The sequence below is a fragment of the Pseudoalteromonas sp. SG45-3 genome (assembly GCF_014164075.1).
GTDB lineage: Bacteria > Pseudomonadota > Gammaproteobacteria > Enterobacterales > Alteromonadaceae > Pseudoalteromonas > Pseudoalteromonas distincta.
The window spans coordinates 114,082-139,311 of record NZ_JACJEN010000009.1; the positions used below are offsets into that span (position 1 = coordinate 114,082).

Consider the following 25,230-nt stretch of genomic DNA (forward strand, 5'->3'; position numbering starts at 1 on the left):
ATTAAGGGCAAGCACCGCTTGCCCTGCAATTCCTATTTACCGTTATTTATAAGGGAGCAAGCGGACTCATGATGATCCTTCGCCCAATCCAGCAAAATGATTACTCAGCATTACTGAAAATTGCCCACGAATCTGGGCATGGTTTTACGTCTTTGCCATTAAACGAAGAACTATTGCAAAAGAAAATAGACCATTCTGTAAGTTCATTTGCTAAGCAAACGTCACAACCCGGTGACGAAGGCTACCTGTTTGTTCTTGAAGATAGCGAAACCGGTGATGTTGTAGGTACGTCTGCAATTGAAGCTGCTGTAGGGCTTGATGATGCATTTTATCATTATCACTTAAGTAAAGTGATTCACTCTTCGCGCACATTAAACGTATACAAAGCGGTTGATATTTTAACGCTATGTAACGACTACACAGGCGCTACAGAGCTTTGCACATTGTTTTTAAAAGATGGCTATCGTAAAAATTGTAACGGTAAGCTACTTTCAAAAGCGCGCTTTATGTTTATAAAGCAGCATCAAGAGCGTTTTGCACAAACAGTGATTGCAGAAATGCGCGGTGTGTCTGACGAAAACGGCAGTAGCCCTTTTTGGCAGTGGCTTGAAGAGCACTTTTTCTCAATGGATTTTCCAACAGCCGACTACCTAACAGGTATTGGCCAAAAGGTTTTCATTGCTGAACTAATGCCTAAATACCCAATTTATGTAAATTTGCTAAGTAAAGATGCGCAAGCCGTAATAGGTAAAGTACACGACAACACACGCCCAGCAATCGAGTTATTAAAAAGCGAAGGCTTTACGTTTAATGGCTATGTAGACATTTTTGACGGCGGCCCAACGGTTGAAGCAAAAGTAGATAACATTGCGACGATTCGTAATGCAAATAACTTTAACGTTGAAATTGGCGAAATGACTGGCGACACCATGGTGTTACTAGCTAACGAAAAGCTTGAAGATTTTAGAGCAACCGTTGCACCAATGACATTTGACGAGCGCGCAAAAAGCCTTATTTTATCGCAAGAAGTAGCAGATGCATTGCATTTGCAAACTGGCGATATTGTTAGTGCAACCACGATTTAATTTAGGAGAAAGTATATGACTCATCCTGCACAATTTATTAATGGTCAATGGTCACAAGGCCAAGGCACAGAATTTAATTCAGTAAACCCTGCAAATAACGACGTTATTTGGCAGGCATCATCAGCAACTGCGGCGCAAGTAGACACCGCAGTAAATGCAGCGCGCGAAGCGTTTTATGCATGGGCTGATAAAAGCTTTACTGAGCGTTTAGAAATAATTAAAGCATTCGCAGCGCAATTAAAAGAAAACAGCGAAGAGCTCGCTATTACTATCGCACAAGAAACAGGTAAGCCACTGTGGGAAACGCGCACAGAAGCGGGTGCTATGGTTGGTAAAATTGTCATTTCTGAAAAAGCATTTTTAGAGCGCACTGGCGACGTAGAAAACGCAATGCCACTTGGCCGCGCGATGATTCGTCATAAGCCACATGGGGTTGTAGCCGTATTTGGTCCGTATAACTTTCCGGGTCACTTACCTAATGGCCACATTGTGCCAGCGCTTTTAGCAGGTAACACGGTTGTATTTAAACCGTCTGAACTGACTCCTAAAGTTGCCGAGCTTACGCTTAAACTGTGGGAAAAAGCAGGCTTACCAGCCGGTGTAATCAACCTCGTTCAAGGTGAAGTAGAAACGGGTAAAGCCCTTGCTGCTCACAAAGGGATTGATGGCTTGTTCTTTACGGGTTCTTCGCGTACTGGTCATATTTTACATGAACAGTTTGCGGGTCAACCGGGTAAAATTTTAGCGCTAGAAATGGGTGGTAATAATCCACTTATTATTACTGACGTTGAAGACACTAAAGCGGTTGTTCACGATATTATTCAATCAGCGTTTATCTCAAGCGGCCAGCGTTGTACATGTGCACGTAAACTGTTTTTACCTAAAGGTAGCAAAGGCGATGTAATTTTAGAGCGCCTTATCACTGCAACTAAAGCGATTAAAGTAGGTAACTACGATGATGCAGACCAGCCATTTATGGGCTCTATGATCTCATCAGCGGCAGCAGCGGGCATGGTTAAAGCGCAAAACGAGCTTGTTGAGCTTGGCGCTCAAGTATTAGTAGAGCTTGAGCACACAGCTAATACTGGCTTTGTAACACCAGGTATTATTGAGTGTACAAATATTAGTGACTTCCCAGATGAAGAGCATTTTGGACCACTTTTAAAAGTATTCCGCTTTGACGACTTTGACCAAGCCATTGATAAAGCAAACGATACAACCTTTGGTTTATCGGCTGGTTTATTAAGTGATAGTGCAGCAGATTACGACCATTTTTTACGTCGTATTCGCGCTGGTATTGTTAACTGGAACCGCCCAATTACTGGCGCGTCAAGCGCAGCACCATTTGGTGGTATTGGCGCATCGGGCAATCACAGAGCAAGCGCGTATTACGCAGCTGATTACTGTGCATACCCAGTTGCTTCAGTAGAGCTTGAAAAAGTAGCGATGCCAGCAACACTAAGCCCAGGCTTAAAAATAGATTAAGCAGTAATACTACTTAATCATTACAAAAGCAGCTTCGGCTGCTTTTTTTGTATTGCTATCGTACAAGGCTAGTAATTATCGACTCTTTCTGCTTAAATCAGCATAATTAAATATATTTAGGTGGTTCGCATAATGGTTTTAGATAGGCAAGGGTACGATGATTTGATCATGTATCTAACTCAAAATTTAGCATTGTTTGAGAAGCCAGGCGAAATAAAACCAGGCGCTCCAACAGTAATGGAATTAATCGAAGACGTCATTGCACAAAATGTGATGCTTATTTGCGAGCAGCACACAGACCTCAACACAGAGCAGCGTAGTCAAATTGTACGTGAAGTTGATGGCATAGTTTACGATTTAGAAGAAGTCCTCAGCAGCATCACCTCACAGCCTGTCACGGTTGAACAGCATGCCTTTATAGATGAATTTGCAGGTTTAGTGAAAAACCTCTTTGATAGCGCATTAGCACAACAATCTTAGCCATTTTATAGCCCTGCGTTGCATTTTCATTTGCAACTACGGCTAAGTTGCTTACAATCAAGAAAATATTTTTTTGAGATATAACAATGCAAGCAAATGTAAAATGGGTTGAAGGCGATACGTTTATTGGCCGTTCTAATTCTAACCACAATGTTGTGTTTGATGGCGGTAGCGATAGCGCAGCACCAAGCCCAATGGAAATGGTTTTAATGTCAGTTGGCTGTTGCTCATCAGTTGATGTGGTTAGTATTTTAAAAAAAGCTAAACAAGATTTTTCAGACGTACAAGTGCAACTCAGTGCAGAACGCGCCGAAACAGCACCGCGCGTGTTTACCAAAATCAACTTACACTTTGTTGTTAAAGGCAATAATGTGTCTGAAAAGCACCTTGCACGTGCAGTTTCACTCTCTGCTGAAAAGTATTGCTCGGTTGCATTAATGCTTGATAAAACAGTAGAAATTACGCATAGCCACGAAGTTGTGCAAGATCAAGCAAAATAACGCTTTTTCCACGAGGAAAATTCGTATAAAATCCGCGAACTTTTCATTCTGCAGGTGCAGAACCCACTAATTTATAGGTTGGTTTATTATGAACAAACCCTTCGATAAACTTAAACTTCATGGCTTTAACAATTTAACCAAAAGTTTAAGCTTTAGTATTTATGATATTTGTTACGCAAAGACCGAGCAACAACGTAAAGAATATATTGAATATATCGATGAGCAGTACAGTGCAGATAGACTAACCGATATTTTAGGTGAAGTTGTTGATATTATTGGTGCTAACATTTTAAATGTAGCGCGCCAAGATTATGAACCGCAAGGCGCAAGTGTAACTATTTTGGTTTCAGAAGAACCAGTAGAAGAGCAGCAAAATTACGATGCTGACGAAGCACCAGGCCCATTACCTGATTCAGTTGTTGCACACCTAGATAAAAGCCATATTTGTGTACACACATACCCAGAAGCTCACCCTGATGATGGTATTTGTACATTCCGTGCTGATATTGAAGTATCTACCTGTGGCATTATTTCGCCACTTAAAGCGTTAAACTTCTTAATTCATAGCCTTGAGTCAGACGTAGTAACAATAGACTACCGCGTACGTGGTTTTACCCGCGACATAAACGGTGTTAAGCACTACATTGATCATGCTATTAGCTCGATTCAAAACTTCATGACAGAAGATACAAAAGAAGCGTACCAGATGATGGACGTGAACGTGTATCAAGAAAACCTGTTCCATACTAAAATGATGTTAAAAGAAACCGACTTAAATACCTATTTATTCGGCCTTTCTACTGATGAGTTATCGGACGAAGAAGAAGACGAAATTCGCTCTAAGCTGACTCGCGAAATGCAAGAAATATTCTATGGCCGTAACCTGCCAGATACAGAATAAGAGCAACGAATTAAATTAAAAATGGCGCTCAGTGAGCGCCATTTTTTTGCTTTATTTTATAAGCAATAATTGTGTTTGTCGGCCATTTAAATACCAGACACCGCTTTTATCAAAAATAGCATCTTCCTCTAGCATTATTCTTATTTCTTTATTCCACTGCTTTATAAACACCGCATTGTTAAGCTCAATTGAGTAAGCCGTATTTAAATGTAGCGGATAGTCCCCATCTCCCGGTACACCTTGCTGAGAATCCCACATACCTAATGTAGTACCAGCAGCATGACCATGATAGCCAAGAGGATGAGTATAAATAGTGGGTTTTAATCCCTGAGCAATAGCGGCTTTTCGTGCTGCAGCTAAAACTTCATTACCGGTTTTTCCTACCGCAAATTGATTGGTAAATATATCTTGGAGTTTATTACCGCTTTTTAGTGCTTCAACTAAGTAACTAGGCGCACTCGTTTCGTTTTCTTTGAGCACATACGCATGCTGCTGCGTGTCGGTATTTAAGCGTAAATAAGTAATCCCAAAATCGACATGAAGTAAATCACCGGCTTGTATAACGTTATCATCGTAGCCATTGGTAAAGCTTTCTTCATGATTAAACGACTTCGCATCGGCGCGTTGAATAGCAACGCTTGGATGAAACCATGTTTGTAGTTTTAGCTCTTTTACACGCTCTCTAAACCACCATACCAAGTCATCGCTAGTTGTTTCACCCGCCGTAATTGTTTTACCCGAAAACCCCTCTGCAATAATATGATGAGCAATAGCCACAATATGTTTATACATTTCAACTTCTGCAGGAATGCGTTGTTCTAACCACGCAACACCAAGCGGCTCTGCAGAAATTATTTTATTGTGATAAGTGGCGGGTAAGTTAGCCATTAAGGTTTTGTAATCGCCTAGCACAAGGCCATCGGCATGTGCCCAGTCGGTAGAAGTATTAAGCGCAATGTTGCGAGGTTTGTATTGCTCAATAAGTGTATTGAGTGCTTCCCACTGGCTTGGTTGTGTTTGTTTATCCCAGCCTTTTTTAAATACGTTACCTATTTTATAAGGCGCAATAGCGTAAGCATCAACACCACCTTGTTTATTAAGTGCAAATAGCAAAATAGTGGTGCGTCTGGCTGAAAGCCATGTTGCAGGCAGCATTGTTTTTAATATTGGGTCTTCATTGTATTCGCGGCTTATAAGAAGCCACATATCAGTGTTGTGCTGCTTCATTAACGAGGGCATTAAGCTATTGATTCTAAGCTCAGTTATTTTATCTATAAACGCTGCGCGCTCTTTCATTGATAAAATTATTGGAGGTTCTGAGGCTTTAACTAAAGGGCTTACAAATAGTGTTGCGAGCAAACATGCGCTTATTAGTAATAATTTATTGTATTGCATAGTTGGGCTATTTTTAGGCTAATTTGTACTTAACATGCCAGAACCCACACTATAAAAAAATAATTTGAGACAAACCGTACAAACAAAAAAGCCCAGCTAATTAAATTAGCTGGGCTTTTGAATATATAGCGTATTAATTAATCATGCTGTAAATAAGTGCAAATACAGCAAGTGAACCAACCGCTAATATAAATAGCGTGCTTAAACGGTTACGGTACTTATGAAGTACAGGCACTTTATAAACTGCAATCATTGGCATGATGAATAAGATCATTGCGATGATAGGGCCCGATAACTGATCCATCATGTCTAAAATACTTGGGTTTTTAACCGCACAAAACCAAATAGCTAAAAACATAATGAGTACGCCAATTTTATCGGCCGCTTTTGCGCTTAAGCTTGTTTGTTTAGTTACTAAACCCGTAAAGCTTTCACGCGCTCCTAAAAAGTGACCCAAAAACGACGATGTAATAGCAATAAAGGCAACAAGCGGCCCAAGTGTGGCAATAAACGAGTTATCAGTAATGTTAGCAAGGTAGGATAAAACCGATACGTTAGCGGCTTTAGCAGCGGCCATTTGCTCGCCTGTAAGCGACAGCACGCAAGAGAACACAAATAACAGTACAAAGGTAATAAGTAGTAAGCTAGTGCGCTTTAAAATCGCCTCAGATTTATGTGTAGCTTGTTCACCGTAGTGACCGCGTTGCACGTTTACAAAGCTTGAGATAGCCGCTGCGTGGCTAAACGAAAACACAATAATAGGAATAGATAACCACAACGTTTTACCAAAGCTGCCCATGTCAGGCATTGTCATATCTGGCATTTGCCAGCTAGGGATTAAATAAAGTGATAAAAAGAACAATATACCCACAAGCGGATAAACTAAAATAGCAAAGGCACGCAGCATTAAGCGCTCTCCGCCCATCATTAAGCTAATCATACCTGCAACTAATACACCCGAAAGCAACACGCGAGAAGGTGATTCCATCCCCATTTGATTAACCATAAAGCTATCAACGGTATTAGTTAAGCCCACACCGTAAATAAGCAAAATTGGGAATATAGATAAAAAGTATAATAAAGAAATTAACCGCCCCGCAGTCACACCAAAGTGCTCTTCAACTACATCGGTAAAATCGGCATTTTTATTTTTTGATGAAAGTACAAAACGCGCTAATCCACGGTGTGCACAAAAGGTCATTGGAAATGCTAAGCATGCCAAAATAATTAACGGCCAAAAACCGCCAATGCCAATATTAATAGGTAAAAATAAAATACCCGCACCAACGGCGGTACCAAAAAGGCTTAAAGTCCACTGCGTATCGTGCAGGTTCCATTTAGAAGTGGGTGTGTTTGAAGGTGTGTGTGCACCTGTTGTTGATGCATTTGAAAGCGTTGCATCTTGAGATGTTGTCATGTGTGTGTTTATCCATTATTTAAATAACAATCGCGCGCAAGAATATAGTTTTTAGCTAAAAATTTCATGTTTTGAGAGGATTTGTAGACTAATTAATTAGACCAAATTGAAGGGTAAGTGTCATGAATACGAAACAGCGGTGTAAAAGTGAGCAACACCCTTAAGCGGCAGCACCACATTATAATTTTAAAGTAGGTTGGTTTGAGGGCAGCGAAACCCAACACGCTATAGTGTCACGCGAGCAGCAAAGCCGAGGTAGGCGGTTTTCATAACGTAAAAATAGGGACTGGTCATTTTTATTGGTTTTCATTTAAAAATCAGAATCTGCACCGAAAAGCTGTTAAGTAGAAGCCATTGATCTGAACTTCATAAGAGATTTTTATTAAACTCCGTTATACTTCCTGTAATTGAATATGCCAAACGAAGTAAATAGGCCACTAACTGCAATGAGCAAAGAGATTCTCTTCCATACTACTTTTGCGCACGAAACCAGTAAAACATGGGTTGTATTTGTCCATGGAGCAGGTGGTAGCTCGGCAATTTGGTTTCGTCAGCTTAAGGCCTATAAAAAAGAATATAATGTGTTGTTGCTAGATCTTCGTGGTCACGGTAAATCGAATAACTTAGTACAAAACTTTGTTGATAATAATTATTCATTTAATAATGTCTCTAAAGACATCATTGATGTGTTAGATCATAACAATATCACCAGCGCACACTTTGTTGGCATTTCATTGGGCACAATTATTATTCGAAATATTGCTGAAATTGCGCCGCAATATGTTTCTAGCATGGTGCTAGGTGGAGCGGTTACTCGTTTTAATACGCGCAGTAATACATTGGTTTATTTAGGCAATACTTTTAAACACTTCTTGCCTTATATGTGGCTGTATCGTTTATTTGCTTTTATCGCCCAGCAAAATCGTTAAGGTTGTATATAAAATAGGGATAGGCCTTTCTTTTTTGACTTACAAAACTTAAAAAAGATCTAAATGGGTTAACTTAAAAGGAATTTAAATTGGAAGCGTTAAGTACAGCTAAGCAAGTTATTGATATCTTTTCGGCTTTATTGCATACCAGCAGTGGAAGCTTAATGTTGATAAAGAGAAGCGTGAAAGTAACTCAAATAAATTGCATATTTATATAGTTGTAAAAAGGTTTTTGCGTAGTGTTGATATAAATCATGTGGTCGATGATAAGTTGTACGAAGAGCTTCAAGAGGCACTTGCCCTAGCTGATTTCTATTTTGACGGTATTGTTACCGATTGGTTATTTCAAGTAGACTCGGATGCATCAGCTTGGCTAAACTTAATGCGAATTAATTCATTACCTGATATGCAAGAATCAAACCCCGAGTTTACTCGTAATCTAAGGAAAATTGAGGAGCTAATTGATAATCTTCAAAAGTTTCATTGTGAGTTATTTGATGTATTTAAAGGTAGTATGATGTACTTAAAAACTAGTAAGTAGTTAATAAGGCTTGTTTCTTTTTCACCGTTTGCTAAACACTGCTTGATGACTCAAGGAGTAAAAGCTATCACTTGTCTTTTTAACAACCGATAGCTAACCACTAAAAACTACCTTACTCTTCTATCGCACTTACAATAAAATACGGATTTAAGTATTCATCTTTGGTGTTATAAATAAGCGGGCTGCCATCAAGCTTAGTGACTTTTGCACCGGCTATTTCGGCGATGGCGTGGCCTGCGCCTGTATCCCATTCGCAAGTTGGACCTAAGCGCGGGTAAATATCGGCGCTGCCCTCAGCGACTAAACACAGTTTTAGTGAGCTGCCTTTAGACACCATTTCAACCTCATCAAAGCGTTTCACAAACTCGGCTAAATCGGGTGATGGGTGCGAGCGGCTGCCTACAACTCGAATTAACCCTTTGTTAGGTTTGGTAGTTACCTTAAGCTCAATTCGCTCATCGCCTTTATCTTTAAATGCGCCAATTGCTTCGGCGGCTAAGTAGGATACGCTAAGGGCAGGTGCATCTACTACGGCTAAAATAGGAATGCCGTTTTTAATTAGGGCGATGTTTACGGTAAATTCACCGTTCTTTTTAATAAATTCTTTAGTGCCGTCGATTGGATCAACTAACCAGTAGCTTTTCCACGTTTGGCGTATATCCCAGCTTATGTCGGCGTTTTCTTCACTAAGTATTGGAATATCAGGTGTGAGCTGTTGAAGCCCTGCCACAATCAGTTTATGAGCTGCTAAATCGGCGTCGGTTACGGGGCTTTCATCGGCTTTGTACTCAACGTTAAAATCCTTTTCGTAAATTCCCATTATCGCTTGGCCTGCTTTGCGGGCAAGGATGAGGGTTTCTTCTAGCAGTTCGGTTTGATTCATGGGGTTAACCTATATTATGTGCTTTTGTTTTAGATACGTTATCAGTTGTGTAACCGATTGGTCTAGGGTGTTTTTACTTGTATCTAAAATTATTTCTGGATTGTTTGGCACTTCGTAGCTTGAATCGATACCAGTGAAGTGTTTTATCTCCCCAGCGCGGGCTTTTTTGTATAACCCTTTTGGATCGCGGCTTTCGCATACATCCAGTGGGGTATCGATAAAGACTTCAATAAATTCGCCGTCATCTACTAGGCTGCGCACCATGTCGCGTTCTGCTCTAAAAGGCGATATAAACGCAGTAAGTACTAACAAGCCAGCGTCGGTCATTAGTTTTGCGGTTTCGCCTACGCGGCGTATGTTTTCAATGCGGTCTTCGTCGCTAAAGCCTAGATCTTTACACAAACCGTGGCGTACGTTGTCGCCATCGAGCAGGTAAGTGTGCGTACCTTGCTGATTAAGCGCCGCTTCTAGTGCGTTTGCTACGGTGCTTTTGCCAGAGCCTGAAAAGCCGGTAAACCATAAAATAGCGGGCTTATGTTTTTTTTGCTCACTACGCTGTGCTTTTGTCGTTGCGTAGTTATGCCAAACTATATTTTCATCCATAGTGAGAGTCTCTCATGCTGTGAGCGCAGGTATTAAAACGGAAATACCAGCGGGATCAGGGTTAATACCGTGATTGAATAAATAATAGAAAGGGGTAAGCCCATCACTATGTAATCTTTTAAGCGATAGTTACCCGCGCTATAAACCATTAGGTTAGTTTGATACCCAAATGGCGATATAAAGCTGGCTGATGCGCCAAAGGCAACCGCCATAATAAACGGTAGTGGGTCTACATTAAAACCAACCGCGAGCGAGTAAGCAACAGGGAACGACAAGGCAGCTGCTGCGTTATTAGTAATAAGCTCGGTAAATAATACGGTCATTAAAAATATGGCAATAAACGCGCCGTACGGACCAAAGTCGCCAAGTACCATAAACATGGCGTCGGATATTTGACCGGCAAGTCCGGTGCCTATCATTAATTTAGCAAGGCCAATGGCGCTACCTACAACCACCAATAACTCGATAGGGAAACGGCGTTTTACTTCGTTAAGTTTTATGGTGCCACTGAGCATTAAGCTAATCAGTAACACTAATAAGCCTTTAACCAGCGGCACTATGCCAATAATGCTTAAACCCAGTACTGCAGCAAAGCTTAGTAGCACAATATTTGATTGCTTAGGTGCAAGGTGGGCTTGTAAGTCAAACCCTGAAATATACACAAATTCGCGCTTTAAATTAGGCAAAGTGTAAAAGTTTTTGCCTGGTGCGAGTATAAGTGAGTCGCCAGCTTGTAATTGCACTTGCCCAAGGCCGCCTTGTAAGCGGTCATGTCCACGGCGAATGGCAATAACAGCAGCATGAAACTGCTCTCTAAAGCGGGCTTCTTTTACGGTTTTACCAATAAATTTTGAAGATTGACTTACGACTACTTCTACTAAGTGTTCTATGTCTTTTTGATGATTCTCGTGCACTACTTTTAAACCGTCAAAACGGGTAAGTAATGGCACCGATTTTATGTCACCTACAAACAGCAGCACGTCGTCTTTTTGAATAATTTGCTGCGGAGTGACTGCGCAAATGCGGCTCTCGTCGCGAATAATTTCAGCAAGGAATAAGTCTTTTAAATCACGCAGGCCGTTTTCTTCTACGGTTTGGCCTATTAATTTTGAGCTTGCTTGTACTTTACCTTCTAGGTAAAAAGGCACGACTTCTTGGTCGCTTTTACCGTTGTCGGGTAAGTATTTAAGCATTACTAAAATAGTAATTAGGCCTACGCTTAGCGCGCCTAAACCTACTAAGGTAAAGTCAAAAAAGCCCAGCGGTTCCATGCCCGCATCTACTGCAAAGCCATTGACGATTAAGTTGGTTGATGTACCAATAAGCGTAATAGTGCCGCCCAAAATAGCAGTGTACGACAGCGGTAACAATAGCTTTGAAGGGGAGTGATTAGGATTGTCTTTTATCGCGGTAATAAGCGATGCAACAACGGCGGTATTGTTAGTGAACGACGATAAAAAGGCGGTTGATAAGCCCAATTTTGTTACCGATTTTACTAAACTACCTTTAGATAGCGATTGCGCTAACTTTTGAATTAGGGTGGTTTTTTCTATTGCGGTCGACACTAACACCAATAGTACTAAGGTGATAAGCGACGGGTTAGCGTAGTTAACTAACATACTTTCAAGATCGATTAGCCCTGCTAAGTAGCTGGTGCCAATAGCGCTTACAAATAACCATGCTGGATTAATACGGGTGCCAAAAAGGCACCCGACTAAGGTAAGCATAATGCCTGTTAAAACGAGCTGTTCTACCATGCTTTTAAATTCCTAACAGGCTAAAGTTAACTTATAACTTAGAAATATCAAGCGCTTGCCAATGCGGGAAGTGCTTGCGTACTAAGCTGTTAAATTCAACTTCAAATTCGCTAAAGTTACTTTGCTTTGTTTGGCTTTGCAGTACTTGCTCAATCATACCGGCAGCAACAGTTAGGTTTGATAAGCGATCGATTAGGATAAACGAGCCTGTTTCGTGATTGCTGTGGTACTCGTCTGCCAAAATAGTTTCGGTTAGTTCAAGCGTTACAATCGCAATTTCGTTTAACTGCAGTGAGTCGCTAGTGCCGTGCTCAAGCGTGTTTACATCAATTGTGTAGTCAATCTTTTTAACAATAGCTGAGGTGTTTTTGCTACCTAGTTTTAGGTTATAGCTTTTACCTAACACTAATGGCGATTCATGCATCCACACAATTTTAGCTTGCAACTGGTTAGTTACAGCGGCCGTTGAATTTGCAGGTACGATTACATCCCCTCGGCTAATATCAATTTCGTTATTTAGGGTAACGGTAATTGCTTGGCCTGCTTCGGCGCTGTCTAGGTTGCCATCAAAGGTAACAATTTCTTTAATGCTTGATGTTTTACCCGACGGTAATACTTTTATAGCATCGCCTACGTGCATCTTGCCCGATGTCAGTGTGCCCTGAAAACCACGGAAGTTTAAGTTAGGACGCACGACATATTGCACCGGTAGGCGCGCTTCAAAGCCTGTATCTATTTCGGCTGCTGGCGAATCTTCTAGTAACTCTAGTAGCGGCTTGTCGGTGTAATACGGTGTATGTGCAGAGCGTGTTACTACGTTGTCGCCTTTAAGCGCCGACATAGGCACAAACTTAATGTTTGATACGTTAAGTTGCTCAGCAAATTTAAGGTAATCGGCCTTAATTTTTTCATACACGGTTTCGTCAAAATCAACGATATCCATTTTATTAACGGCAACAACAAACTGCTTAATGCCCAGCGAGTCACAAATAAAGCTATGGCGCTTAGTTTGTACTTGTACGCCGTAACGCGCATCAACCAAAATAATGGCGACATCGCTTGTTGATGCACCGGTTACCATGTTGCGCGTGTATTGCTCGTGCCCAGGTGTGTCGGCAATAATAAATTTACGCTTAGCCGTTGAAAAGTAACGGTACGCTACGTCAATGGTAATGCCTTGTTCACGCTCAGCTTGTAGGCCATCAACTAATAAAGCAAGGTCAAGATCTTCACCTGCGTTACCTACTTTTTCGTTATCTTTATGAAGGGCTGCTAGCTGATCTTCATAAATTTGGTGGCTGTCGTGCAGTAGGCGGCCAATCAATGTTGATTTACCGTCATCTACGCTGCCACAAGTAAGCATGCGTAATAAGCTTTTGTCTTGTTGGCGTGCTAGGTAGGCGTCTATGCCTATTTCTTTTACTTCGTTAAATGTATCGTTATTTAGGCTAGACATTAAAAATACCCCTCACGTTTTTTCTTCTCCATTGAGCCGGCTGAGTCATGGTCAATAACACGACCTTCACGTTCAGATGACGTAGATAGCAGCATTTCTTCGATGATTTCGGTTAAAGTACTTGCTGTTGATTCAACTGCACCGGTAAGTGGGTAGCAGCCTAATGTACGAAAACGTACAGATTTCATTTGCGGTACTTCACCGTCATTAAGAGGCATACGCTCATCGTCAACCATAATTAAAGTACCGTCGCGCTCAACTACTGGGCGATCTTTGGCTAGGTACAATGGCACCATTTCGATGTTTTCTTGGTAAATGTATTGCCAAATATCAAGCTCAGTCCAGTTAGATAATGGGAAAACACGAATGCTCTCACCCGGATTAACTTGGCTGTTGTAGGTATTCCAAAGCTCTGGGCGTTGGTTTTTAGGGTCCCAACGGTGGTGTTTGTCGCGGAATGAATAAACACGCTCTTTTGCGCGTGACTTTTCTTCGTCGCGGCGTGCGCCACCAAATGCAGCATCAAAGCCATATTTATCTAGCGCTTGTTTTAAGCCTTGGGTTTTCATTATGTCGGTATGTTTACCCGAGCCATGCGTAAACGGGCCTACACCCATTTCAATGCCTTCTGGATTTTTGTGTACCAGTAGATCAAAGCCATATTCTTTAGCTATACGGTCGCGAAACTCGATCATTTCACGAAACTTCCAGTTGGTGTCTACGTGTAATAACGGAAACGGAATTTTTGCAGGGTAAAATGCTTTACGCGCTAAGTGCAAAAGTACCGACGAATCTTTACCAATAGAGTAAAGCATTACTGGGTTCTCAAACTCAGCGGCGACTTCGCGCATGATTTTGATACTTTCAGCTTCAAGTTGCTGAAGGTGAGTTAAAGCCATTGTTAGTCGTCCTACTAAAATGATTAAAAGTTACAAATTTAAAATTCGGTTATGTATTTGATACATCTGTTAGCGGCTGTGCAAAGCTGCTTGTTTGCTCGTTTTTCCCAAACCACGCTAGTTGCGAGTGCAGGGCGGCTACTTCGCCAATAATGAGTAGTGCAGGCGATATAATGCTGTTGCGTTCAATTAAGTCGGCAAGTTCGCCTAATTGGCCTGTTACTACACGCTGATTTTTACGTGTACCGTTTTCGATAATGGCAACAGGTGTGTCGGCTTTGCGGCCATGCTTTAAAAGCTCGCTTTGTATGTGCGGCGATTTAATTACGCCCATGTAAATAGCAAGCGTTTGATTTGCTTTTGCCAGCGATTGCCAATCAAGTTCTTGACCGTCTTTTTTACAGTGGCCCGTTACAAATTGAATGGCTTGTGCATGGTCACGATGCGTAAGCGGAATACCCGCATAAGCACTACAACCTGCAGCAGCTGTAATACCCGGTACAATTTGATAATTTACGTTGTTAGCAGCCAGTACTTGTACTTCTTCGCCACCACGGCCATAGATAAACGGGTCACCACCTTTAATGCGGCACACTTTTTTGCCTTGTTTAGCAAGGTCGACCAGCATTTGGTTGGTATCTTCTTGAACAACACTATGATCGCCTAAGCGTTTACCTACACAAATAAGGTCAGCATCACGGCGCACTAGTTCCATAATTTCGTCAGAGACTAAAAAGTCGTAAACAACCACATCGGCTTGTTGCATAAGTTGCAGTGCTTTAAGTGTTAAAAGCTCTGGATCGCCAGGACCTGCACCTACTATGTATACTTCGCCTTCAGGTTCTGCTTTTGCATCTAGCATTTGCTCTAGTTGCTGCTGTGCGGCTTGGGTATCGCCGGTTTGTACTTTACTCACAACAGATGAGTCGAACACGCCTTCCCAAAATTGGCGGCGGTCTGAAAAATGCTTAAAGCGTTTTTTTACTTTGTCTCTAAAGCCACCGACAAGTGTTGCAAGTGGGCCAATATGATGTGGAATAAGTGTTTCGAGCTTTTCGCGTAAGCGACGTGCAAGTACGGGCGCTGTGCCAGCACTTGATATAGCAATCGTAATTGGGTCACGGTCAACAATGGATGGGAATATAAACGTACATTTAGGTTGGTCATCAACCACGTTTACAAACACATTGCGGGCATTGGCAAGTTCAAATACGTTGTTGTTTACTTCATCGCGGTCGGTTGCTGCAATAACGAGCATTTTGCCATCAAGGTGCGATTCATCAAAATAAGCATCAATAAGCGTTACTTCATTATTATGTGCATGCTCTTTTAGTTCGTCGCAAAACCAAGGTGCTACTAAAGTAACGCTTGCTCTCGCTTTTAAAAACGCGCGACATTTGCGTAATGCGACCTCTCCACCGCCAACAACCAATACTGGTTTGTTGTCGAGTTTGGTAAAGATAGGTAAATACTGCACGTTAATAAGACCCCTAAACAAATTCAAATATAAGAAAACGCTTTATTTTGATGAGCAGAATATAGCGGCTATCAATAAGTAAAAAATAATTAAAACCAAGTTGATATAACCAAAAGTTATAATAGGTGGGCTTTTTAGGCCTAAGAGCTAGTTAACAAGGGATTGCGCCGAGTTACAAGTAAAATAACCAGCTTATAGTGTTTGGTTATGAGCTATAGCGAGTTTGGTTTAATTTGTTAATATGGAGGCATATCAAATTTTGTACTTATACCATTTGCATTAAATTAGTGATCTATTTATAGCGACGAGAAAATAGCTCAATAACAAGGCTAAAATTATGATACATAGTTGTTCTAAATAAATAGTTTTTAACGTAGTTAGTGCGTTATTTAATACGCTAAAATGATCATGTTTTTAATAAAATTGGTATTACATAAGCAACGGAGCTCTAATGACACAACACCAAAAAGATGCCGCATTAGCAGTCGCACTGATGGATTTAACAAGCTTAAACACCAGCGATACCACCAAAAGCATTCAAGCACTTGTTGATAGCATAAATCCTACCTTAGGCACGCCTGCCGCTGTATGTGTTTATAGCGACTTTGTTGATGATGCAAAAATAGCACTCGCAGCGCGTGAGCTTAACCATGTTAAAGTCGCAACAGTTACTAACTTTCCAACAGGTGATGCACCACTGAGTGATGTAATTAACGAAACACTTATTGCAATAGAGCGCGGCGCTGACGAAATTGATTTGGTTATTCCTTATAAAAAGTTAATCGCGGGCGATGCTCAAACTGTAGTTAACTATGTAAGCGAAAGTAAAAAAGCATGTGGGTCGCGCGCGCAACTTAAAGTAATAATAGAAAGCGGCGAGCTAAAAACCGACGCGCTTATTACTCAAGCCACGGAGCTTGCAATTGAAGGCGGTGCTGATTTTGTAAAAACCAGTACGGGTAAAGTAGCTGTAAATGCCACGCTTGAATCAACAAAAACTATGCTAACAGCCATTAAAAACTCAAATAAACGTGTGGGCTTTAAAGCGGCCGGCGGTGTTAAAACAGTGGCCGATGCTAGTGATTATTTAGCGCTAGCACGCGCAATAATGGGTGATGATTATTTGCAAGCAAATACATTTAGGTTTGGCGCTTCAAGCTTGTTAAGTGACGTTTATAAAACCATAGGGAAATAATCAATATCTTTGGATTGTAGGTTTATCTAACCGATTAAATTATTAGCAGTTTAAACAATAATGTAATTAATTAATTAGATTTTCCAATGTGGGTATCTTTTAGGCTTGTGTTAATGAACTGCGTAAGTATAATAGGCATCCACTTTGCAGGGGCGTAGTTCCAATTGGTAGAACAGCGGTCTCCAAAACCGATGGTTGGGAGTTCGAATCTCTCCGCCCCTGCCAGTTTTACTTGTTATTTGAGTAGTCTGAGATTAAAAACCGGTTTAAATTAAGTCTGTTTTTAAGTTTAGATTTTAATGGATTAACCCTGCCGTAGTGTAGGGTTGTTGTGTCTGTAGTTAAGGTAATAATATTATGAGCACGAATGTAGAAACACCATCAAGTGCGATGGAGTCAGTAAAGTGGTTAGTAGCAATCGCGCTACTTGCAGGCGCAGTTGTTGGTAATCACATGTATGCAGATCAATCTGTATTACTACGTGCTATTGGCGTTGTTGTTGCAATAGCGGCCGGATTAGCAATTGCCTCGCAAACATTTAAGGGACGTAACTTTCTTGCTTTCGCTAAAGAAGCTCGAATTGAAGTACGCAAAGTTATTTGGCCAACGCGCCAAGAAACTACCCACACGACATTAATTGTAATGGTTGCAACAGTGATTATGGCACTTATCCTTTGGGGATTAGATGGCATTTTATTCCGCGCTGTAGGCTTTTTAACTGGATTGGAGATCTGATCCCATGTCGGATGAGAACGAGAACAAAGAAATTAAGTTACGTTGGTATGTAGTACAGGCCTTTTCTGGTTACGAAAAGCGTGTAGCTCAAACGTTAATTGAACATATTAAAATCGAAGGTCTAGAATCGAGCTTTGGTGAGATATTAGTACCAACTGAAGAAGTTGTTGAGATGCGCGCTGGCCAAAAGCGTAAATCTGAGCGTAAATTCTTCCCAGGTTATGTATTAGTACAAATGGATATGAATGACGCAAGCTGGCACTTAGTGAACGGCACAGAGCGCGTTATGGGCTTTATTGGTGGTACGTCTGATCGTCCTGCTCCTATCAGCCCTAAAGAAGCTGAGCGCATTCTTAATCGCCTACAAGAAAATGCTGAAGCACCTAAACCTGCTACATTATTTGAACCAGGTGAAGTTGTACGCGTTACAGATGGTCCATTTGCAGATTTCAGTGGTGTAGTTGAAGAAGTTGACTACGAAAAGAGCCGCGTGAAAGTATCTGTACTTATTTTTGGTCGTTCTACGCCAGTTGAGCTTGAATTCGGTCAAGTTGAGCAAGATAAGTAATTGATTAAAAAAGCTTCGCTAATTTTTATTTAAATTTTGGCATGAAGCTTGAAAAAGGCCGCTGATTAACTTATAATCAGCGGCCTTTTTGTATTAAGGTAAAATTTATTTTTTACTGTGCAAAAAGTACGAAACCAATTTTTAAACTGGGAAGCCGTTAGAGTACGCGTCCTCGCGCGCACAAGGCTGAGACCCACCAAATGAGGTATTTATAATGGCTAAAAAAGTTGAAGCTCTAATCAAGCTACAAGTTGCCGCTGGTATGGCTAATCCTAGTCCTCCAGTAGGTCCTGCACTAGGTCAACACGGTGTAAACATCATGGAATTCTGTAAAGCGTTTAACGCACGTACAGAGTCTATCGAAAAAGGCGCTCCAGTTCCTGTAGTGATCTCTGTTTACGGTGACCGTTCATTTACGTTCGACATGAAAACGCCACCTGCTGCTTACTTACTTAAGAAAGCTGCTGGTATCAAGTCAGGCTCAGGCCGTCCTAACACTGATAAAGTAGGCACAGTAACTCGTGCTCAACTTGAAGAAATTGTTGAGACAAAACGAACTGACCTTACAGCTGCCGATATGGACGCAGCGGTTCGCACTATCGCAGGTTCTGCGCGTGCGATGGGCTTGAACGTAGAGGACTAAGAAATGGCTAAATTAACTAAACGTATGCGTACTATCCGCGAAAAAGTGGAAGTAACTAAAGATTACGAAATCAATGAAGCAGTTGCTCTTTTAAAAGAGTTAGCGACAGCTAAATTCGTAGAAAGTGTTGACGTTGCCGTTAACCTTGGTATCGATGCTCGTAAATCTGATCAAAACGTTCGTGGTGCTACTGTACTACCTAACGGTACTGGTCGTGACGTTCGTGTTGCTGTATTCACACAAGGCGCTAATGCAGAAGCTGCAAAAGAAGCCGGTGCTGAATTAGTAGGTATGGAAGATCTTGCTGAACTAGTTAAAAAAGGCGAGATGAACTTTGACGTTGTTGTTGCATCACCAGACGCTATGCGTGTTGTTGGTCAACTAGGTCAAATCTTAGGCCCACGTGGTCTAATGCCAAACCCTAAAACTGGTACTGTAACGCCTAACGTTGCAGAAGCAGTTAAAAATGCTAAAGCAGGTCAAGTACGTTACCGTAATGACAAAAATGGCATCATCCATACTACTATTGGTAAGGTTGATTTCACTGCAGAGCAGTTACAACAAAACCTTGAAGCTCTAATTGTTGCGCTTAAGAAGGCTAAACCTTCTCAAGCTAAAGGTGTTTACTTGAAGAAAGTAACTATCTCTACAACAATGGGCGCAGGTGTTTCTGTTGACCAAAACACTTTAAGCACTATTGTTGCTTAATTGAGTGTTTACATGGCGTGAAATTTGTACTATAATTTCGCGCCATTTTGTTGATTAATTTATTAATTTGCAAAGTAAAGAATTCGGGTTGAAGTCCATAATTTCGTTAAGCCTTTGGGGTTAACGATAAATTGGGCTTCCGTCCAAGACCGTAGGTGGCTTCGGCCTTAATATTCACCTACGTAGACGGTGTAGACCCCAGATAGATTTTTCCTAATCCTTCTGGCTCTCGCCGTAAAAAGCATCTCTACCTTGTTTGGTAGGGAAGAGTAGAACAGGGGAATCCGATAATCGGTACCCCCATTAAACCAGGAGTAACACCCATGGCTTTAAATCTTCAAGGCAAAAAAGCAATAGTTGCTGAAGTCAACGAAGCAGCCAATGGTGCTCTATCTGCAGTTGTTGCAGATTCTCGTGGTGTAACAGTTGGCGCAATCACTGCCCTTCGTAAAGAAGCTCGTGCAAATGGTGTTTGGATGAAAGTTGTCCGTAACACTTTAGCAAAACGTGCTCTTGAAGGAACAGATTTTGAGTGTCTTTCTGATTCATTTGTTGGTCCAAGCTTAATCGCTTTCTCATCAGAGCACCCAGGTGCTGCTGCGCGTATCTTTTCAGATTTCGCGAAAAAGAATGAGAAATTCGAGCTTAAAACGGCCGCTTTTGAAGGAAATGTTGTTGATGCAGCAATGCTTGCTACATTACCTACATACGATGAAGCTGTTGCACGCTTAATGAGTGCTATGAAAGAAGCGTCTGCTGGCAAATTGTGTAAAACAATTGAAGCAGTACGTGTACAGAAAGAAGAGCAAGCTGCTTAATTTTAAGCTGTTTAATCTCACTTTCGGTGTAAAATTTATTTGGACTTAATGTCCGTTAATTATTAGGAAATTTGTAATGTCTGTATCTAAAGACCAAATCCTTGACGCAATTGCTGAAATGTCAGTAATGGACGTTGTTGCTCTTATCGAAGCAATGGAAGAAAAATTCGGCGTAACTGCTGCAGCTGCAATGGTAGCTGGTCCAGCTGCTGAAGCTGCTGAAGAGAAAACAGAATTTGACGTAATCCTTACTGGCGCTGGCGCTAACAAGGTTTCTGCAATCAAAGCTGTTCGTAGCGCAACTGGCCTAGGCCTTAAAGAAGCGAAAGCTCTTGTTGAAGCTGCTCCTACACCTGTTAAAGAAGGTGTATCTAAAGAAGAAGCTGAAGCACTTGCAAAAGATCTTACTGAAGCTGGTGCTGAAGTTGAGGTTAAGTAATTTAGCTTTTGCTAAGTTCGCTGCCTGAGAAATCAGGCAAGGGCTGGTGATTATTTAATCACCGGCCTTTTTGCGCTATAGAGTGATGCACTCTTTTAGTTCAAATAAAATCTGATTTTTTCTTTACTTTCAACGCTTTATAGTTTGCTAGTGTTAAAGTGGGATCTAATTAGAACAACAGTTAAATGTTGTAAAATCTTGGCATAGCTGCCAGTTAAGTCTGTTCTTACAAGAACAGGTCGGGTCAAAGATCAGCAAGCTGAGGAACCCCATGGCTTACTCTTATTCTGAAAAGAAACGTATCCGTAAGGATTTTGGTAAACGTCCACAAGTTTTGGATATACCTTTTTTACTGTCTACACAGTTAGAATCGTTTAAAAAATTCTTAGTGCCGGACGCTGATGGCGATCATGGTTTGGAAGCTGCCTTCCGTTCTGTGTTCCCTATTAAAAGCTACTCGGGAAATTCTGAGCTTCAATACGTAAGTTACCGTATTGGTGAGCCAGTTTTCGATGTAAAAGAATGTCAAATTCGCGGTGTGACTTATTCTGCTCCACTTCGCGTGAAACTGCGTCTTGTTGTTATGGACAAAGAAGCACCAGGCACAGTTAAAGACATTAAAGAGCAAGAAGTTTACATGGGCGAAATTCCGCTCATGACAGATACCGGTACTTTTGTAATCAATGGTACAGAGCGTGTTATCGTTTCTCAGCTACACCGTAGCCCTGGTGTATTCTTTGATAACGACCGCGGTAAAACCCATTCATCGGGTAAAGTATTATATAACGCACGCGTTATACCTTACCGTGGTTCATGGTTAGACTTCGAATTTGATGCAAAAGATAACTTATATGTACGTATTGACCGCCGTCGTAAATTACCGGCGTCTATCATCCTACGTGCACTAGAGTATTCTAGCGAAGAAATCCTAGATATGTTCTTCGATAACACTACGTTTGAAGTAACGAATGGTAAAGTTCTTATGGAACTTGTACCTTCGCGTTTACGTGGTGAAACTGCCGCTTTTGATATCAAGAGCGAAGACGGTGAAGTATTTGTTGAAAGCGGTCGTCGTGTTACGGCTCGCCACATCAAGAGCATCGAGAAGAAAGGCATTAAGCAATTAGAAGTACCACATGAGTACATCATTGGCCGTATTGTAGCTAAAAACTATGTTGATGAGTCAACTGGTGAAGTTATTGCAAATGCAAATGACGAGCTAACTCTAGAGCTAATGGCTGAATTGGTTAAAGCCGGTCACACTAAAATTGATACGTTATATATCAATGAAGTGGACAGCGGTGCTTACATGTCAAATACATTGAACATTGACTCTTCAAGCAGCCGTTTAGAAGCACTAGTAGAAATTTACCGCATGATGCGCCCAGGCGAGCCACCGACGAAAGACGCGGCTGAAGCCTTATTCCAGAACTTGTTCTTCTCTGAAGAGCGTTATGACTTATCTACTGTAGGTCGTATGAAGTTCAATAGCCGTGTTGGTTACGATACAGACACAGGCCCAGGCACATTAAGCAAAGAAGACATCGTGTCTGTTATGAAAGTATTAATTGCTATTCGTAACGGTCAAGGCGATGTTGATGATATCGATCACTTAGGCAACCGTCGTATACGTAGTGTTGGCGAAATGGCTGAGAACCAATTCCGTGTTGGTCTAGTACGTGTTGAACGTGCTGTACGTGAGCGTTTAAGCTTAGGTGACCTTGACGCGATAATGCCACAAGATCTTATTAACGCTAAGCCTATTTCGGCAGCGGTTAAAGAGTTCTTCGGCTCGTCTCAGTTATCACAGTTTATGGACCAAAATAACCCACTATCAGAAGTTACGCATAAACGTCGTATCTCTGCATTAGGTCCGGGCGGTCTAACTCGTGAACGCGCAGGCTTTGAAGTACGTGACGTTCACGTAACTCACTATGGTCGCGTATGTCCAATCGAGACTCCTGAGGGTCCAAACATCGGTCTAATTAACTCGTTGTCTACGTACGCACGTACAAATGACTACGGTTTCTTAGAAACACCTTACCGCAAAGTGGTAGATGGTGTTGTAACTGATGAAGTTGATTACTTATCAGCCATTGAAGAAGGTCAGTTTGTTATCGCACAGGCGAACTCAAACTTAACTGAAACCAATGAGTTTGTTGATGAACTTATTCCATGTCGTCACAAAGGTGAATCTACCTTTATGGGTCGCATGGACCAGCAGTATATGGATGTATCACCACAACAGGTGATCTCTGTAGCGGCAGCACTTATCCCGTTCCTAGAACACGATGATGCTAACCGTGCATTGATGGGTTCAAACATGCAACGTCAAGCAGTACCAACATTGAAAGCGGATAAACCGTTAGTAGGTACTGGTATTGAGTTAACACTAGCGAAAGACTCTGGTGTAACTATCGTTGCTAAACGTGGTGGTGAAGTAATGTATGCTGACGCAAGTCGCATCGTTGTAAATGTACATGAAGAAGAACGCATCCCTGGTGAAGCGGGCATCGACATCTACAACTTAACCAAATACACACGTTCTAACCAAAATACATGTATTAACCAAAAACCAACTTGTATGGTTGGCGAACCGGTTACTCGTGGTGACGTGTTAGCAGATGGTCCTTCGACTGACTTAGGTGACTTAGCCCTTGGTCAAAACCTTCGCGTGGCATTCATGCCATGGAACGGTTACAACTTCGAAGATTCAATCTTGTTATCAGAGCGCGTAGTTGAAGAAGATCGTCTAACGACTATCCATATTCAAGAACTACAGTGTGTTGCCCGTGATACTAAATTAGGTCCTGAAGAGATCACTGCAGATATCCCGAATGTGGGTGAGTCTGCGCTAGGCAAGCTTGATGAATCAGGCGTTGTATATATTGGTGCTGAAGTTAAAGGCGGCGATATCCTAGTAGGTAAAGTGACTCCTAAAGGCGAGACACAGCTTACACCTGAAGAGAAGCTACTACGTGCTATCTTCGGCGAAAAAGCGTCTGACGTTAAAGACAGCTCTTTACGTGTACCAAACTCTGTAACTGGTACTGTAATTGACGTGCAAGTTTTCACCCGTGATGGTGTTGAAAAAGATAAACGCGCGTTAGAAGTTGAAGATATGCAGCTTCGCGAAGCGAAGAAAGACTTCAACGAAGAGTTCCGTATTTTAGAAGCAGGCGTTTTAGACCGTGCACGCAAGCTACTTATAGCTGCTGGTTTTGATGAAGAAAAACTTGCATCTCTTAATGCTGAAAAAGTACTTACGCAAAGCCTTGCTGAAGAAGACAAGCAAGCTGAGCTTGAGCAACTAGCTGCACAGTACGATGAGCTTAAAGCTGAATACGATAAAAAGTTTGAAAACAAACGTCGTAAAATTACCCAAGGTGATGATTTAGCACCAGGCGTACTTAAGATTGTTAAAGTATACCTAGCTGTTAAACGTCGTATCCAACCGGGTGATAAAATGGCGGGTCGTCACGGTAACAAAGGTGTTATCTCGACTATCGTACCAGTAGAAGATATGCCTTACGATGACAAAGGTCGTACGGTAGATATCGTATTGAATCCACTAGGTGTACCATCGCGTATGAACATCGGTCAGATCCTTGAAACACATATGGGTCTTGCTGCACGTGGTATCGGTGAACGTATTGAAGAGATGATGAAAGAACAACGTGAGCTTCATGAGCTACGTGAATTCATCAAGCAAGCTTACGAAATTGGTGAATCTCGCCAAGTTGTAGACATTGCTAGCTTCACTGATGACGAAATTCGTCGTCTAGCTGAAAACTTAAAAGGTGGTTTACCAATAGCTACTCCTGCATTTGATGGCGCGAAAGAAAGCGAAATCAAAGACATGCTTGAGCTTGGTGGATATCCTCGAAGTGGTCAGGTTACACTTTATGATGGCCGTACTGGCGATCAGTTTGAACGTCAAGTAACTGTTGGTTACATGTATATGCTTAAACTTAACCACTTGGTTGACGATAAGATGCACGCACGTTCTACTGGTTCTTACAGCCTTGTTACTCAGCAGCCGCTGGGTGGTAAAGCACAGTTCGGTGGCCAGCGTTTTGGTGAGATGGAAGTATGGGCACTTGAAGCTTACGGTGCTGCTTACACTCTACAAGAAATGCTAACAGTGAAATCGGATGACGTGAACGGTCGTACTAAGATGTATAAAAACATCGTTGATGGTAACCATAAAATGGAACCAGGTATGCCAGAATCGTTCAACGTATTGTTGAAAGAAATCCGCTCACTGGGTATCAACATCGAGTTGGAAGAAAATTAAGCCAATTAGATGCTGCAGT

General features: G+C 41.6%; 22 protein-coding genes, 1 tRNA gene and 1 pseudogene. 16 read left to right on the forward strand and 8 right to left on the reverse strand.

The window, feature by feature from the left end:
- The first annotated feature begins 68 nt into the window (after positions 1 to 68).
- From astA to speD, 5 genes are all read left to right on the forward strand, one after another.
- On the forward strand, positions 69 to 1,085 hold the full coding sequence (gene astA, locus H5126_RS12345) for an arginine N-succinyltransferase (RefSeq protein WP_024597056.1): 1,017 nt from the start codon (positions 69 to 71) through the stop codon (positions 1,083 to 1,085).
- A gap of 15 nt (positions 1,086 to 1,100) precedes the next feature.
- Positions 1,101 to 2,570, forward strand: a complete 1,470-nt coding sequence (gene astD, locus H5126_RS12350; protein WP_182720194.1) for a succinylglutamate-semialdehyde dehydrogenase — start codon at positions 1,101 to 1,103, stop codon at positions 2,568 to 2,570.
- Positions 2,571 to 2,702: 132 nt separating this feature from the next.
- Positions 2,703 to 3,050, forward strand: a complete 348-nt coding sequence (locus tag H5126_RS12355) for a DUF3802 family protein (protein WP_002958862.1) — start codon at positions 2,703 to 2,705, stop codon at positions 3,048 to 3,050.
- Between the two features lie 86 nt (positions 3,051 to 3,136).
- Positions 3,137 to 3,550, forward strand: coding sequence for an OsmC family protein (locus tag H5126_RS12360; protein WP_002958863.1), 414 nt, complete (start codon positions 3,137 to 3,139; stop codon positions 3,548 to 3,550).
- An 88-nt stretch (positions 3,551 to 3,638) separates the two neighbouring features.
- Complete coding sequence (speD, locus tag H5126_RS12365; protein WP_024597058.1) at positions 3,639 to 4,451, forward strand: adenosylmethionine decarboxylase; 813 nt, start codon at positions 3,639 to 3,641, stop codon at positions 4,449 to 4,451.
- Between the two features lie 51 nt (positions 4,452 to 4,502).
- On the opposite strand, the gene H5126_RS12370 is transcribed toward speD, so the two are convergent.
- Positions 4,503 to 5,846: a M24 family metallopeptidase gene (locus H5126_RS12370; protein ID WP_182720195.1), complete on the reverse strand. Its 1,344-nt coding sequence runs from the start codon at positions 5,844 to 5,846 to the stop codon at positions 4,503 to 4,505.
- 133 nt (positions 5,847 to 5,979) lie between these two features.
- On the reverse strand, positions 5,980 to 7,263 hold the full coding sequence (locus tag H5126_RS12375; RefSeq protein ID WP_182720196.1) for an aromatic amino acid transport family protein: 1,284 nt from the start codon (positions 7,261 to 7,263) through the stop codon (positions 5,980 to 5,982).
- 446 nt (positions 7,264 to 7,709) lie between these two features.
- Here H5126_RS12375 and H5126_RS12380 point away from each other — a divergent pair.
- Positions 7,710 to 8,174, forward strand: a pseudogene (locus tag H5126_RS12380) (alpha/beta fold hydrolase); the annotation flags it as partial.
- Positions 8,175 to 8,424: 250 nt separating this feature from the next.
- Positions 8,425 to 8,733 carry a hypothetical protein gene (locus H5126_RS12385; protein ID WP_220491461.1) on the forward strand — a complete coding sequence of 103 codons (309 nt, stop codon included), beginning with the start codon at positions 8,425 to 8,427 and terminating at the stop codon, positions 8,731 to 8,733.
- 112 nt (positions 8,734 to 8,845) lie between these two features.
- Here the strand turns inward: H5126_RS12385 and cysQ are convergent, their stop codons facing one another.
- From cysQ to cysG, 6 genes are read right to left on the reverse strand one after another with little or no spacing between them, the layout of a single operon-like run.
- Positions 8,846 to 9,616, reverse strand: coding sequence for a 3'(2'),5'-bisphosphate nucleotidase CysQ (gene cysQ / locus H5126_RS12390; protein WP_182720197.1), 771 nt, complete (start codon positions 9,614 to 9,616; stop codon positions 8,846 to 8,848).
- Positions 9,617 to 9,625: 9 nt separating this feature from the next.
- Positions 9,626 to 10,219, reverse strand: coding sequence for an adenylyl-sulfate kinase (gene cysC, locus H5126_RS12395; protein WP_010555008.1), 594 nt, complete (start codon positions 10,217 to 10,219; stop codon positions 9,626 to 9,628).
- Between the two features lie 32 nt (positions 10,220 to 10,251).
- On the reverse strand, positions 10,252 to 11,976 hold the full coding sequence (locus H5126_RS12400) for an SLC13 family permease (RefSeq protein WP_182720198.1): 1,725 nt from the start codon (positions 11,974 to 11,976) through the stop codon (positions 10,252 to 10,254).
- A 31-nt stretch (positions 11,977 to 12,007) separates the two neighbouring features.
- Positions 12,008 to 13,432, reverse strand: a complete 1,425-nt coding sequence (gene cysN, locus H5126_RS12405) for a sulfate adenylyltransferase subunit CysN (protein WP_182720199.1) — start codon at positions 13,430 to 13,432, stop codon at positions 12,008 to 12,010.
- A complete protein-coding gene (cysD, locus tag H5126_RS12410; protein ID WP_182720200.1) occupies positions 13,432 to 14,331 on the reverse strand; it encodes a sulfate adenylyltransferase subunit CysD in 900 nt (299 codons plus the stop codon). Before cysD ends, cysN begins: the two co-directional genes overlap by 1 nt.
- Before the next feature lie 49 nt (positions 14,332 to 14,380).
- Positions 14,381 to 15,808 carry a siroheme synthase CysG gene (gene cysG, locus H5126_RS12415; RefSeq protein WP_182720201.1) on the reverse strand — a complete coding sequence of 476 codons (1,428 nt, stop codon included), beginning with the start codon at positions 15,806 to 15,808 and terminating at the stop codon, positions 14,381 to 14,383.
- A 451-nt stretch (positions 15,809 to 16,259) separates the two neighbouring features.
- Here cysG and deoC point away from each other — a divergent pair, with 451 nt between their 5' ends.
- The 9 genes from deoC to rpoB all read left to right on the forward strand — a co-directional run bounded on the left by deoC (position 16,260) and on the right by rpoB (position 25,211).
- Positions 16,260 to 17,003: a deoxyribose-phosphate aldolase gene (gene deoC, locus H5126_RS12420; protein WP_154903753.1), complete on the forward strand. Its 744-nt coding sequence runs from the start codon at positions 16,260 to 16,262 to the stop codon at positions 17,001 to 17,003.
- Positions 17,004 to 17,151: 148 nt separating this feature from the next.
- A tRNA-Trp gene (locus H5126_RS12425) sits at positions 17,152 to 17,228 on the forward strand.
- Positions 17,229 to 17,360: 132 nt separating this feature from the next.
- Positions 17,361 to 17,738 carry a preprotein translocase subunit SecE gene (secE, locus tag H5126_RS12430; protein WP_002958877.1) on the forward strand — a complete coding sequence of 126 codons (378 nt, stop codon included), beginning with the start codon at positions 17,361 to 17,363 and terminating at the stop codon, positions 17,736 to 17,738.
- 4 nt (positions 17,739 to 17,742) lie between these two features.
- On the forward strand, positions 17,743 to 18,306 hold the full coding sequence (nusG, locus tag H5126_RS12435; protein ID WP_182720202.1) for a transcription termination/antitermination protein NusG: 564 nt from the start codon (positions 17,743 to 17,745) through the stop codon (positions 18,304 to 18,306).
- Positions 18,307 to 18,520: 214 nt separating this feature from the next.
- Complete coding sequence (rplK, locus tag H5126_RS12440; protein WP_002958879.1) at positions 18,521 to 18,949, forward strand: 50S ribosomal protein L11; 429 nt, start codon at positions 18,521 to 18,523, stop codon at positions 18,947 to 18,949.
- Between the two features lie 3 nt (positions 18,950 to 18,952).
- On the forward strand, positions 18,953 to 19,657 hold the full coding sequence (gene rplA / locus H5126_RS12445; RefSeq protein WP_002958880.1) for a 50S ribosomal protein L1: 705 nt from the start codon (positions 18,953 to 18,955) through the stop codon (positions 19,655 to 19,657).
- Between the two features lie 323 nt (positions 19,658 to 19,980).
- Positions 19,981 to 20,475: a 50S ribosomal protein L10 gene (gene rplJ / locus H5126_RS12450; protein ID WP_002958881.1), complete on the forward strand. Its 495-nt coding sequence runs from the start codon at positions 19,981 to 19,983 to the stop codon at positions 20,473 to 20,475.
- Positions 20,476 to 20,551: 76 nt separating this feature from the next.
- Positions 20,552 to 20,914 (forward strand): 50S ribosomal protein L7/L12, encoded by a 363-nt coding sequence (rplL, locus tag H5126_RS12455; RefSeq protein WP_002958882.1) that lies wholly within the window; start codon positions 20,552 to 20,554, stop codon positions 20,912 to 20,914.
- A 271-nt stretch (positions 20,915 to 21,185) separates the two neighbouring features.
- Complete coding sequence (rpoB, locus tag H5126_RS12460) at positions 21,186 to 25,211, forward strand: DNA-directed RNA polymerase subunit beta (RefSeq protein WP_024597281.1); 4,026 nt, start codon at positions 21,186 to 21,188, stop codon at positions 25,209 to 25,211.
- Positions 25,212 to 25,230 lie beyond the last annotated feature (19 nt).

Excerpts from the sequence above, each read along its gene's own strand:
- astA (WP_024597056.1), top strand. The coding sequence starts at position 69 with ATGATGATCCTTCGCCCAATCCAGCAAAATGATTACTCAGCATTACTG.
- astD (WP_182720194.1), top strand. The coding sequence starts at position 1,101 with ATGACTCATCCTGCACAATTTATTAATGGTCAATGGTCACAAGGCCAA.
- H5126_RS12355 (WP_002958862.1), top strand. The coding sequence starts at position 2,703 with ATGGTTTTAGATAGGCAAGGGTACGATGATTTGATCATGTATCTAACT.
- H5126_RS12360 (WP_002958863.1), top strand. The coding sequence starts at position 3,137 with ATGCAAGCAAATGTAAAATGGGTTGAAGGCGATACGTTTATTGGCCGT.
- speD (WP_024597058.1), top strand. The coding sequence starts at position 3,639 with ATGAACAAACCCTTCGATAAACTTAAACTTCATGGCTTTAACAATTTA.
- H5126_RS12370 (WP_182720195.1), bottom strand. The coding sequence starts at position 5,846 with ATGCAATACAATAAATTATTACTAATAAGCGCATGTTTGCTCGCAACA.
- H5126_RS12375 (WP_182720196.1), bottom strand. The coding sequence starts at position 7,263 with ATGACAACATCTCAAGATGCAACGCTTTCAAATGCATCAACAACAGGT.
- cysQ (WP_182720197.1), bottom strand. The coding sequence starts at position 9,616 with ATGAATCAAACCGAACTGCTAGAAGAAACCCTCATCCTTGCCCGCAAA.
- cysC (WP_010555008.1), bottom strand. The coding sequence starts at position 10,219 with ATGGATGAAAATATAGTTTGGCATAACTACGCAACGACAAAAGCACAG.
- H5126_RS12400 (WP_182720198.1), bottom strand. The coding sequence starts at position 11,976 with ATGGTAGAACAGCTCGTTTTAACAGGCATTATGCTTACCTTAGTCGGG.
- cysN (WP_182720199.1), bottom strand. The coding sequence starts at position 13,432 with ATGTCTAGCCTAAATAACGATACATTTAACGAAGTAAAAGAAATAGGC.
- cysD (WP_182720200.1), bottom strand. The coding sequence starts at position 14,331 with ATGGCTTTAACTCACCTTCAGCAACTTGAAGCTGAAAGTATCAAAATC.
- deoC (WP_154903753.1), top strand. The coding sequence starts at position 16,260 with ATGACACAACACCAAAAAGATGCCGCATTAGCAGTCGCACTGATGGAT.
- secE (WP_002958877.1), top strand. The coding sequence starts at position 17,361 with ATGAGCACGAATGTAGAAACACCATCAAGTGCGATGGAGTCAGTAAAG.
- nusG (WP_182720202.1), top strand. The coding sequence starts at position 17,743 with ATGTCGGATGAGAACGAGAACAAAGAAATTAAGTTACGTTGGTATGTA.
- rplK (WP_002958879.1), top strand. The coding sequence starts at position 18,521 with ATGGCTAAAAAAGTTGAAGCTCTAATCAAGCTACAAGTTGCCGCTGGT.
- rplA (WP_002958880.1), top strand. The coding sequence starts at position 18,953 with ATGGCTAAATTAACTAAACGTATGCGTACTATCCGCGAAAAAGTGGAA.
- rplJ (WP_002958881.1), top strand. The coding sequence starts at position 19,981 with ATGGCTTTAAATCTTCAAGGCAAAAAAGCAATAGTTGCTGAAGTCAAC.
- rplL (WP_002958882.1), top strand. The coding sequence starts at position 20,552 with ATGTCTGTATCTAAAGACCAAATCCTTGACGCAATTGCTGAAATGTCA.
- rpoB (WP_024597281.1), top strand. The coding sequence starts at position 21,186 with ATGGCTTACTCTTATTCTGAAAAGAAACGTATCCGTAAGGATTTTGGT.